This is a genomic window from Bradyrhizobium sp. 134 (assembly GCF_023074155.1).
Taxonomy (GTDB): domain Bacteria; phylum Pseudomonadota; class Alphaproteobacteria; order Rhizobiales; family Xanthobacteraceae; genus Bradyrhizobium.
The window spans coordinates 22,200-32,677 of sequence record NZ_JADPKX010000023.1 but is presented as its reverse complement, the minus strand read 5'-3'; the positions used below and the strand labels follow the sequence as shown (position 1 = coordinate 32,677).

Genomic DNA, 10,478 nt, shown 5'->3' with positions numbered 1-10,478 from the left:
CAGGGTGGCCGCATTCGTTCGGATCGGGTGGCCGCTTTCGATCGGAATCGGTGGCCGCCTTCCGTCGGAATCGGTGGCCGCTTTGCCCCGGATTCCGCACAACCTTCCAATTCGCGCGTTGCACGTAGGTGAGCCGCGATTTAACGACTCAGAGAATGTGTGGTTTAGCGGGCCGGGCTTCTGGCTCGAGCGTGATCCTCCATGCTAAGACGACCTACACTGATCGAGCGCATACCTGTTCAGCCAGGTTGAAGATCACCGGCTCCGACGAGAACGCGCGTGATCGAGCATTTTTACACGTCGGCGTTTGCTCCACGAGTAAGGTCGTGATGCAGGATCACTTCTTTGAAAATGAATGATAGGAACTTCTCGGCAAACTCTGGGCAAGGCTAGCTGCCTGTGCGAGCGTGCGTAGTCTTTCTACTTGGCGTTCCTCACGAGCTGGATCTGCCGAAGGCAATTGAAGTCGCACTTTTAGTTTTCCGACCTGCCGAGTGCACCTGAAACGTTCCGCGAAAATGTGGATAAGGGCCGCATCGAGATTGTCGATGCTGCTCCGCAGTTCGTTCAATTCGGATGGAGTTTCCAAGTTCGCGCCTCCTTTCTATGCAACCATACTTTCCAGCTTGACACCGGGTCTCTGGCTGAAACATTTTCAGGCTTTCCGAGTCACTGGGCCCTAACAGCCCGGTCTGATTGAACGAATTCGATCAATCTCAGTACGCCACCTCGGCATTGAAAGCATTTCTGACTCGAGCGCAGTAAATCAGTATTGGCCCATGTGGCCATCGAGGCCGGCGGGTCTTCGGCCAACAATCTCAAGAACCACGTACGTTACTGCACTTCCTAGCCTGCTGCCAGCCGCCGCGGTGCGGGCCAGCGCGACCAGGCCAGCGCATTCTTACTTTGGGCGCGGTGAAGGATCGTCGAGCGTGCCAAGTGGTGGATGCCGTTGCTCTATGAGGTCTGGTCATAGGGTCGTATGCCTTAGTCGAACCCACGGACTGCCGGAGTGGCAGCTTCTGCAGCTGCAACTTCACTCATAAAGGCAACAGCCAGTCCGAAGCCGATGAGGCCAATCAGGATCGACCCTGCAGCAAGGGATGTGACCCCGCTAGTTTCGACGAGGATACCGCCGAGAACGGCCCCGATGGCTATTCCTGCGAATGTGGTCGAGCTGTTCATTGCCAAAACTAGCTTCGACCTCTCCCCGGCTAGATCGAGAAGCCGGTGCTGGATCGGAACGAGATACATGTAACTCGCGTTGCCCCAAAGAAATGCGATGAGCACGGTTAAGGCACCATGATGCCCGAATCCAACCAGAGCTACGAGAACGATTAGTTGTGCGCCGATCACCGCAATGAGAACTTTGTAGGGGCCGAAGCGATCGGTTAGAAAGCCGCACGCTGCGTTTCCTGTCACAGCTCCGAAACCGTACGCAAAGAGCGCGGCTGAGAGCAGCGGCACGCCTGTAAGCAGAGAACCGGTGATAATGACGCTCACATAGGAGTAAACAACGAACTCGGAAATGACCACGAATAGGGTAACCGAAAGAACACCGTAGATAGCCCTGGGGAAGTCTTTCGAAGCCGGGCCGTTTCCGCGCTCCGGCGCCTTTGCAGAGACACCGGACATCATAGGGGCGAAGATCAGCAATGCCAGGAGCCCCGCAACTGCCACGAAACCGAATGCGAAACGCCAGCCGATGGCATCAGCGATCCAGCTAGTCGCCGGAACACCCGCAACTTGTGAAACGGTCATACCACCGAAGATAAGGGACAATGCCGACCCTTTGCGACCGGGCGGCAGGAGCTCGGTTGCCAATGCGGTGGCCGCCGGGGTGAACATGGCTGCGCCGTAGGCTGAAATGACGCGAGCTGCAGCCATGGTTGCAAAGTTCGGAGCGATCGCACAGATCACGTTGCCGATGATGAAGATTGAAACGGATAGGATCTGGACATTGCGGCGGCTTAGGGCCCGGAACATCCAGGCATTCAGCGGCGCAAAAACCGCGTAGGAGAGTGCGTAGATTGAGATGATCCATCCCGCCGCTCCGGTTGAAATGTTGAGGTCACGAGAAATCACTTCTAGTGCCCCGATGATGACAAACGTATCTAGGCCAAAGGCGAACGCAGCGATCATCAGAGCGGCAAGGGTTAGCTTTGTTCGTGTATCAGGAGGGGATAAGCTCATGATCCTGGCCATTCAGTTCATCGTGAGGTGTTCAAAGCCGTCACGCAACTCAGGATAAGGGCCAGCCGATGGCCATGCCTGAATACCCGGGGACGACGGCCAAGCTGCCACGGCCCCAGCACCTCTCCACATCCTGTGTGATCTCAAGCTGGTCAGGATATTCTAGCACCACGCTGCGTAAGCCCCGCATCATACAAGCCCTCCAGGAGTTTTTTCGCTACAACCGGCGCTGTTGTTTCGAAAAGCGGCTTATTTGATGCTTTTGCGTCGATCTACCCCACCCCGGCGAGCTCGGCGAGTATGACGTCTCGCAGCTTGGCCCCTTCGAAGTGGAGATATTTCACGCTGGCATGACGCGTACATCTTCTCACCCGGCAGGGCGTGCAAATGCGCGGCGTCAGGATGCAGCGATTCGGTGCACGCGACCCGCTATAGATCACGATTTGGCTCATCCCGCTGCAATTTTGCGGGAATGCTGCGGCCACAATCTGAGATAAGTTTTGGTGAATGGTTGCGAAGGAATCACCAATGAGCGGCACCAAAGTTGATGGCGAAACGGTATTGCGCGCGGCTTGCACTGGCGATGCCCAGGCGCTCTATGACGTGACGGCACAATCGGTTCAAGGACTGGCAATCACCCATTACAAGCCCGAGCAACTGGAGGGGTGGATGGGAGAACGTACTGCCAAATATTACGAGGATGTCATCGCTGCGGGCACCACGATCATAGCCGAGCAGAACGGCGAGGTATTGGGGTTCGTCGACTCAGTTCCTGGCGAGGTGACCCGCCTTTTCGTTTTGCCGAAGGCAGCAGGCCGCGGAATTGGTGAGCGATTGCTCAAAGCTGGTCTTGAAGCCGCGGCAAAGGAACACCCAGGACCAATCAAAATCGAGTCAACCCTGAACGCGCAACGGTTCTATGAACGTCATGGCTTCAGGGCCATCCAGAAGGGATACTTCTCTCATGGGCTTGGCGGAGATCCGATCGAGATTGTCCTCATGGAAATGGCACAAGCATAGAGCAGAGTGCAGAGCACTCGGTCCTCAGATATTATCGCTCTGCAGGCCGGCGCGATTTCGAAACATCATGATCGAGCCTTCCTCCTAAGCCGCACGACGTGCCGCCATGAACAACCTAGACCATCGTCTCACCTCTTCCGATCGCACGTACGAAGCTCATTTCGGCCGCTCGAACCATCGGTGCCTTCGGTGCCTTCGCCATTGGTCCGAACACATTTGTCATCATCGAAGCAGTCGATGTCAGCTTGCCCACTATGCTGCGCCTTAGACCCCAATTCGCTCTTCGGACCGGCCACCCTGCCACAGCGGAGCTAGTTTTTAATCAGTCGCGGCCGCGTAGCCTCGCGTTCGGCGATTTGCGAGGACGCGCGGTATGGAGGCGACCGGCACAAGCATTCACGCGGGCTTCTGATGCAGGCCGATCTCCAGGACATCCCGCCAAGCGCAAACTGCGGACTCGTGCGCTGGAACTTGCGACCTCATAACATCGCTCACGCCGCACGAGCGCGCTCAGCTCAAAATGACGTACCAGGGGCCGTCACAGGACCCGTACACAGAAGCTGGGGCACGAGATCCCGATCTTCAGGAGGTCGCGTCGCGGCGAATTCCGCCCTTCGTTGTCCGATGATCGCCGCGCTGGGCATTCAAGACCCTGCCTCGCAATCCGTTTTTGCGGGAGCGACTTCGCTGGAATGCGCGGCGACTCGGGATTGGTCATTTATGGCTGTTTGCGCTGACTCGGGCTGAATTCCAAAGCATAAGCTTTCGCCTCAATGCGCCGTTTGCTATGATGTCACCGGAATGATGACGGAGTGCGCTATGGAGCCTCAGTGGCTGACGTATGGGAAGCGATTGCAAGCTATTGCGTCTAGTGGGCTCCATTTTGCGCGAGATCAATTTGATCGAGAACGTTACGAGGAGATTGCCTCTATAGCCAATGAAATGCTCGCCAACTTGGGAAGTGTTCCCATCGAGAGGATAGAAGGGCTCATCTCTGATTTCGCGAAGGGCTATGCGACACCGAAAGTCGATGTACGCGGAGCGATCGTAGAAGAGAACAAGGTCCTTCTGGTCCGTGAGAAGAGCGATGGTCTTTGGGCCTTGCCTGGCGGCTTTGCAGACGTTGGCCTTTCTGCTGCCCAAAATATCGCAAAGGAGTTGTACGAAGAGGCCGGATTGAAAGTGTCTGTTCGTCGCCTCTACGGGGTCCGACACAAGGCCGGCGCTTCCTATTCGCCTGATGTCCGGGATTTCTACAAAGTTTTCTTTCTTTGCGATAGGCTCTCAGGCGGTGAGGCCCGGCCCAGATTGGAGACGAGCGAGGCGATCTTTTTCCCGAAAGATCGGCTACCTCCGCTGTCGCGAGGTAGAACTATCGAGAGTGACGTTGAAGCAGCCTTCGCATTCGCAACTGACGCGAACAAACCTGCCTTCTTCGATTGAGAGCTCGATCCATTCTCTTGGCCCGCACTCTTTGGTCCGCCAATAAAGAGCTCCGCATGACAGAGAGAATCATTCGGGCGCCATCAACCACGGCGCCTTGCGCGTGCTTTGAAAGTCGGTTGCTGGTCGCTATCTTCGCTTCTAGTGAAGATCGCGACTGAGCCCTTCGGCACTCATTCGGTGGTGTAGAGCGGACGCTGCGCATAACGCTCAATGGGTTTCGATTGCGTCATCGCAGCCCAACGTAGCTGACGTTGGTCAAGCAGCTTCATTAGCGATCACGTCGACCAACAAAAGTAAGGGCGCTGAAATTCGACTGCATTGGTGACCGCCTCCATGCCACGCTCAAATGCGTTTGCCTCGCTCGCGAGCAAACATAATGGCGCATTCGATACGACCGCAACGTGTGGCCTCGACCTTTGCAGGAGCCCGCTCTACCCAGCTGAACTAGGTGTGCATCTCTTTTCGCCTGGCCCGACATGTCTTCGAAGTTCAAGTGTTGGAAAACCTTCAACTCAGCGTGTTTTCAAAGAACAGCCCTCGCTACCGGCGTACGTGGCGCTTACCGCTCCGTTACTGTTCATCTGCTTACGAGGTACTTACACGAAGGGCCTTCCGGCTGGAGCAGCTTGCGGACAGTCTCTCAAAGCACAGAAATTTCAGCTCCGTCGAATCGAATTGCCGTTTGACGCCCACACTGGGAGAACGATCACGTTAGGCGGCGCTGCTTATCTAGCCCACCGGAGACGTTCGCTGCGGCCATCTATCAACGGGCACAGGAAGCCGTCTCGTGCGCTCTCGGAACGCAGCATCGATACCTTCGCGGAAGTCGCAGAAAGCCTGCGAGTTGCCGCGTACGAAGGCTCCTAGCTGACCCGGCGTGAGCTTTATAGGCAAGCCGTCGGTGAGGACACACGGCGTTTGACTATGGCTGATGCAGGCGTCGCCAAATCAGCAGCCGCCGTGGCAGGCGAGCGGGGGGCGGAAGTCCGCTAGCGGAACAAAGAAGGTGATTGATTCCCGCCACGGCTTGTGATTGTTATATGTCAATAGGGCAGCGATCGGAACTAATGAACCATGTCAACTGACGGGCAGAGAGCACTCTGTCCAATCGAGGCGCGACCGGTCTCGCTCGCGACTTGGTTCGAACAGGAGATGTTACATGGCTGAATCGCGTGCCGTCGCGGTTATAGGTGGGGGCGTGGTCGGCGTAAGTTGCGCGCTCATGCTGGCGCGGGAAGGGCACAACGTCACCGTGGTCGAGGCGGGGCGCATCGGCCATGGCTGCTCTTGGGGCAATGGCGCACAATACAATGCGGGGTCGGCTCTCCCCATGGCGCATCCCGGTGTCATGTGGCGGGCGATGCGCTCGTTTGCTGACGCTAATGGTCCAGTGCGCCTGGCCCCTCGCGACTTACCTCGCACCCTACCTTGGCTCGTCCGCTTCCTGCGTACGGGACGCCCGGAGGCTTGGGAGGCGGCGTATACGGCTTTGCACGCTCTCAACCAACCGTGCGCCGTGCTTTATCACGACATGCTCGGCGACACCGATTGGAGACGATTATTCCGGCCGAACGGTGCGCTCCACGTGTGGCGTGACCTAACGCCAAGCGCGCTAGATGAGCGAGTGGACAATCTGCGGACGAAGCATGGCGTGACCTTTGAGAGGCTGAGCGCCGACCAGCTTCGCGAATTGGAGCCAGCTTTATCCCGCGACTACAAACGCGGGATATACTTTCCAAACAGTGGTCATGTGACTTCCCCTCTGGCGCTCGTAGAGGGTCTGATGGAGCGAGCCGCTGCGCTTGGCGTTTCAATTCAGGCCGCGCGGGTTGAGGCCGTAGAGCCGAGCACGGAAGGTGTAACGCTGCAGACCAGTGCCGGGCCCCACCGCTATGACACCGTCGTTATCGCAGCGGGTATCACTAGCCGCGATCTGGCCCGCTCCCTGGGAGTTTCCCTGTGGCTGGCCAGCGAGCGTGGCTATCACATTACGATGCCGGGGACGTTCGGCGCCATCAGCCGCCCGGTCACCGACGCAGCGGCAGCCTTCGTTGCAACGCCCCTCGACGCAGGACTGCGCATCGTCGGCATCGCCGAATTCGATGCGCCTGATGCGCCGCGTGATGCGAAGCAGAACAAGAAGCTGCAAGCATACGCCCGCACAATGCTCCCGGACATATCCATCAGCCAGGTGAATGACTGGATGGGCGTAAGACCATCGACTCCAGACAGCCTCCCGATCATCGGCGCCCATCCCAAGCACGCGTCCATCTTGTTCGCCACTGGTCATGGTCACATGGGCATCAGCGGAGCCCCCATGACTGCGGCTATCATCTCCGACCTTGTCGCGGGCCGCGCACCACGTATTTCGAGCGCGCCATACCGCCTGCGATAACCAGTAAGCCGCGCAAGTTTAACCTTGCGCGGCTGAACAGTTATGTTATGGTTCAATCAGTAAATTGACCTAGTTCAATGCGAGGAGGGCCTGATGAGCCGTTGGATCTGTACGATCATCGCTGCTGTGATTGGTGCGGTCGCGCTGTGCGGGCCGGCTTCCAAGCCGGCGCGCGCCGAAAACCCCTCCCTGGTGCTCGACCGCATCAAGGCGAGTGGCAAGCTCAAATTTCCGGTCATGGTTGCGGAAGAGCCAGGCTACATCAAGGATCCGCGCACGGGCGAATGGTCCGGATTTTTCGTCGACTGGGGCAAGGACATCGCGACTCTGCTCGGCGTTCAGGTCGAATATTATGAGACGACCTGGGGCAACCTCGCTGCCGATTTTCAGGCGGGTAAAATCGACCTTGCGGTGGCGCTAAATCCGAACCCTCGCCGTGGCCTCGTCATCGATTATGTGCCGGGCTCCATCGTCGAGGGCATCTGGGCGCTGGTCGCGCGTCCTGGCTTTACGCCCAAGACCTGGCGCGAGATGGACAAGAAGGAAGTGCGCATCGCCGTGCAGAAGGGCGGCACAATGCAAGTCATCGCCGAATCCGTGATCCCGAACTCCACCATCGTCGTGGTGCCCACGCGCGACCAGGCGGTGCTCGAGCTACAGTCAGGCAAAATCGATGCGATGATCATTGCCGACCAGGATGCGGCCCTTCTCGACTCCAAGGGCGTCGGCAAGGCCGTGGTACCGACACCTATCCTGCGCAACCCTGCGACGATCGGTATCCGCCGCGAAGCCGGAAACGAGGGCTTCTCCAACTTCCTGGCCAATTGGATGTCGCAGCAGAATTCGCTCGGCCTCGCTTGCTCGCGCATCACTCGTTACATGCTCGATCGCGGCATCGACATGAAAGTGGTTCCCCAGTCCGGCAAGTATTGCTGACGCCATGCGTACGAGCCGTCTCTTCACAGTCATCGACAGCCACACGGCAGGGCATCCCACCCGAACAGTCCTGGCAGGCATCCCTGTGTTGCGCGGGGACAGCGTCCGCGAGCAGCGGGACGATTTCCGTAACAATCATGACGGCTTGAGAACGTTACTGCTCCATGAGCCGCGCGGGCATGCCGCCATGGCTGCGGCCGTGCCCGTGGCTTCCCGTGAGGCGGACCAGGGGCTGTTTTTCATCTTCTCCTACGTCTACGCCGACATGTGCGGGCACGCCACGATCGGCTACATCGCCAGTCTGGCCGCAACGGGAGCTCTGCCGCAGGGCTTTGAGCAAAACGGCATGTCGATCGAGACCCCGGCGGGTATCGTCCGTGTGACCGGCACGTTCGAAGCCGGCCAGCTCACGTCCGTCTTGTTGCGCAACGTACCCTCTTTCGTGCTCGCCTCCGATGTTGTTTCCGAGGTCGAAGGTCTCGGCACGGTGAGCTGCGATATTGCTTACAGCGGGATTACCTACGCATTGGTCGACGCTGATAAACTCGATCTTCCGTTCAGCATTGATCACGCCAGCCGCTGGTGCCGTGTGGGATTGGGAATCAAGGAAGCGCTGAATCAAAGCGGAGTGCCGAAGGTCGACAGCGTTCTGTTTTATCAGTCGATCACGGGTGGCGGCCGCCATCTGGTGATTTTGGCCGGCAATAAGTTCGACCGTTCGCCTTGCGGCACCGGGACCTCCGCCCGATTGGCCCAGCTTCACGCCCGCGGGCAGCTGGCCGTGGGCGCGCACTACCGAGCGGAGAACATTCTTGGCGTGCCCTTTGAGGCCAAGGTCGCCGAGTTGGGCAGAGGGCATGATGGCCAGCCCGCGGTGATCCCGGAGGTGCGGGGCATGGCTCATATAACGGGATTCTCCACGCTCGTGCTGGAAACGGACGATCCGCTGCCAGCCGGCTTTCTTCCCAATTGATGGAGAGTGCCATGAAATTCGATCCCTCCATCGTCTTCGCGAATTGGGACATTCTGGCCTACGGGCTGCTCGTCACTCTGAAATACACGATCTACACCTGCGCCATCGGGCTCGCGATCGGCCTCTTTGTGGCGCTGCTTCAGCTCACCCCATGGCTGATCTTGCGCTGGACCGGCCGTGTCTGGGTCGAGTTCTTCCGCAACATCCCGCTGCTCGTGCTGCTGATGTGGACCTATTATGCCTTGCCAATCTTTCTTCAGATCCAGATCGGAAAAGAAACTGCGGGCATTCTGGGTCTCGGATTCTATGCCAGCGGCTTCTATGCCGAGATCCTGCGCGCTGGCGTCCAGTCGATCGACCGTGGCCAGACTGACGCCGCAATCGCCTTGGGAATGGGGTACGTGCACCGCATGAAGCGGATCATCCTGCCGCAGGCACTCCGCCGCATGGTGCCGCCGCTGATGGGCCAGACCATCATGCAGCTCAAAAATACGACGCTGCTCTCAGTGCTCACCATCCCTGATCTGCTTTATCAGGCAGGCTATATCGCGAGCTTCACCTACCGGCCAATGGAGGTCTACACCGCAATCGGCGCCGTCTTTATCCTCTTGCTGTTCCCCCTCAGCGCTCTTTCTCGCCGCTTCGAGCGCAAGGAGGCCGCGTGATGACCGTGACATCCGCCGAAATCGTACTGAGCGTTCGGGGCATCGAGAAGTCCTATGGGAAAAACCATGTACTTCGCGGCGTCGATCTCGACGTCCATCGCGGAGAGGTGGTCTGCCTGATTGGCGCAAGCGGCTCGGGCAAAACCTCGCTGCTGCGATGCATGAACCTGTTGATGGAGCCCGACCAAGGCGAGATCGTCATCGAGGGGGCGCCTCTCTTCCGTCGCTCCGGGGCCGAGCGGCTGAAGCTCTCTGGCCGGCAGGTCAGCGCCGCGCGCGTCAAAACCGGAATGGTGTTCCAGAGCTTTAACCTGTTCCCCCACCGTACGGCGCTAGAGAACATCATCGAAGCCCCAGTGGTGGTGAAGAAAGTGTCGCGCGCCGAAGCCGAGGCTCGGGGTCGCGAGCTCCTCACCCGTATGGGTCTTCCCGAGGCCGGGCACAAATATCCTTCGCAGTTATCGGGCGGTCAGCAGCAGCGCGTTGCCATCGCCAGGGCGCTCGCTATGCAGCCCACCATCATGCTTTTCGACGAGCCGACCTCGGCGCTGGACCCAGAACTAGTGGGCGAGGTGCTCGCCGCGATCCGCCAGCTCGCCGCCGAAGGAATGACCATGGTGATCGTCACCCATGAAATCGGCTTCGCCTATGAGCTAGCCGATCGGGTGGTCTTCATGGACCAAGGAGTCGTTGCAGCCAGCGGAGCTCCGCGTGAACTCCTGCTTTCGAACGCAAACCCGAGGCTCGCTGCCTTCGTCGGCCGGTTCACTGAGCAGGCCCGTCTTCTCGGCCCCCTCACTTCGCAGGCGGCCGCACCTTCAACCACATCTCCAGCATAGGACAGTAGATT

General features: G+C 58.6%; 8 protein-coding genes and 1 pseudogene. 7 read left to right on the top strand and 2 right to left on the bottom strand.

The features are described from left to right. Positions 1 to 293 precede the first annotated feature (293 nt). Positions 294 to 589, bottom strand: a pseudogene (locus tag IVA75_RS08045) (chorismate mutase). A gap of 398 nt (positions 590 to 987) precedes the next feature. Further along, positions 988 to 2,205, bottom strand: coding sequence for an MFS transporter (locus IVA75_RS08040; RefSeq protein WP_247282778.1), 1,218 nt, complete (start codon positions 2,203 to 2,205; stop codon positions 988 to 990). Between the two features lie 516 nt (positions 2,206 to 2,721). On the opposite strand from IVA75_RS08040, the gene IVA75_RS08035 reads away from it, so the two are divergent. From IVA75_RS08035 to IVA75_RS08005, 7 genes are all read left to right on the top strand, one after another. Next, the gene (locus tag IVA75_RS08035; protein ID WP_247282777.1) at positions 2,722 to 3,213 is read left to right on the top strand and encodes a GNAT family N-acetyltransferase; all 492 of its coding nucleotides are present in this window, start codon (positions 2,722 to 2,724) and stop codon (positions 3,211 to 3,213) included. Between the two features lie 819 nt (positions 3,214 to 4,032). After that, on the top strand, positions 4,033 to 4,656 hold the full coding sequence (locus tag IVA75_RS08030) for an NUDIX hydrolase (RefSeq protein ID WP_247282776.1): 624 nt from the start codon (positions 4,033 to 4,035) through the stop codon (positions 4,654 to 4,656). Between the two features lie 1,162 nt (positions 4,657 to 5,818). Next, positions 5,819 to 7,054 (top strand): FAD-binding oxidoreductase, encoded by a 1,236-nt coding sequence (locus IVA75_RS08025; protein ID WP_256465086.1) that lies wholly within the window; start codon positions 5,819 to 5,821, stop codon positions 7,052 to 7,054. A 93-nt stretch (positions 7,055 to 7,147) separates the two neighbouring features. Beyond that, on the top strand, positions 7,148 to 7,990 hold the full coding sequence (locus IVA75_RS08020) for a transporter substrate-binding domain-containing protein (RefSeq protein WP_247282775.1): 843 nt from the start codon (positions 7,148 to 7,150) through the stop codon (positions 7,988 to 7,990). A gap of 4 nt (positions 7,991 to 7,994) precedes the next feature. Beyond that, on the top strand, positions 7,995 to 8,963 hold the full coding sequence (locus IVA75_RS08015) for a proline racemase family protein (protein ID WP_247282774.1): 969 nt from the start codon (positions 7,995 to 7,997) through the stop codon (positions 8,961 to 8,963). 11 nt (positions 8,964 to 8,974) lie between these two features. Then, on the top strand, positions 8,975 to 9,628 hold the full coding sequence (locus tag IVA75_RS08010) for an amino acid ABC transporter permease (protein WP_247282773.1): 654 nt from the start codon (positions 8,975 to 8,977) through the stop codon (positions 9,626 to 9,628). Then, positions 9,628 to 10,467 carry an amino acid ABC transporter ATP-binding protein gene (locus IVA75_RS08005; protein ID WP_247282772.1) on the top strand — a complete coding sequence of 280 codons (840 nt, stop codon included), beginning with the start codon at positions 9,628 to 9,630 and terminating at the stop codon, positions 10,465 to 10,467. The genes IVA75_RS08010 and IVA75_RS08005 overlap by 1 nt, the downstream gene beginning before the upstream one ends. Positions 10,468 to 10,478 lie beyond the last annotated feature (11 nt).

Excerpts from the sequence above, each read along its gene's own strand:
- IVA75_RS08020 (WP_247282775.1), top strand. The coding sequence starts at position 7,148 with ATGAGCCGTTGGATCTGTACGATCATCGCTGCTGTGATTGGTGCGGTC.
- IVA75_RS08035 (WP_247282777.1), top strand. The coding sequence starts at position 2,722 with ATGAGCGGCACCAAAGTTGATGGCGAAACGGTATTGCGCGCGGCTTGC.
- IVA75_RS08005 (WP_247282772.1), top strand. The coding sequence starts at position 9,628 with ATGACCGTGACATCCGCCGAAATCGTACTGAGCGTTCGGGGCATCGAG.
- IVA75_RS08025 (WP_256465086.1), top strand. The coding sequence starts at position 5,819 with ATGGCTGAATCGCGTGCCGTCGCGGTTATAGGTGGGGGCGTGGTCGGC.
- IVA75_RS08015 (WP_247282774.1), top strand. The coding sequence starts at position 7,995 with ATGCGTACGAGCCGTCTCTTCACAGTCATCGACAGCCACACGGCAGGG.
- IVA75_RS08040 (WP_247282778.1), bottom strand. The coding sequence starts at position 2,205 with ATGGCCAGGATCATGAGCTTATCCCCTCCTGATACACGAACAAAGCTA.
- IVA75_RS08030 (WP_247282776.1), top strand. The coding sequence starts at position 4,033 with ATGGAGCCTCAGTGGCTGACGTATGGGAAGCGATTGCAAGCTATTGCG.
- IVA75_RS08010 (WP_247282773.1), top strand. The coding sequence starts at position 8,975 with ATGAAATTCGATCCCTCCATCGTCTTCGCGAATTGGGACATTCTGGCC.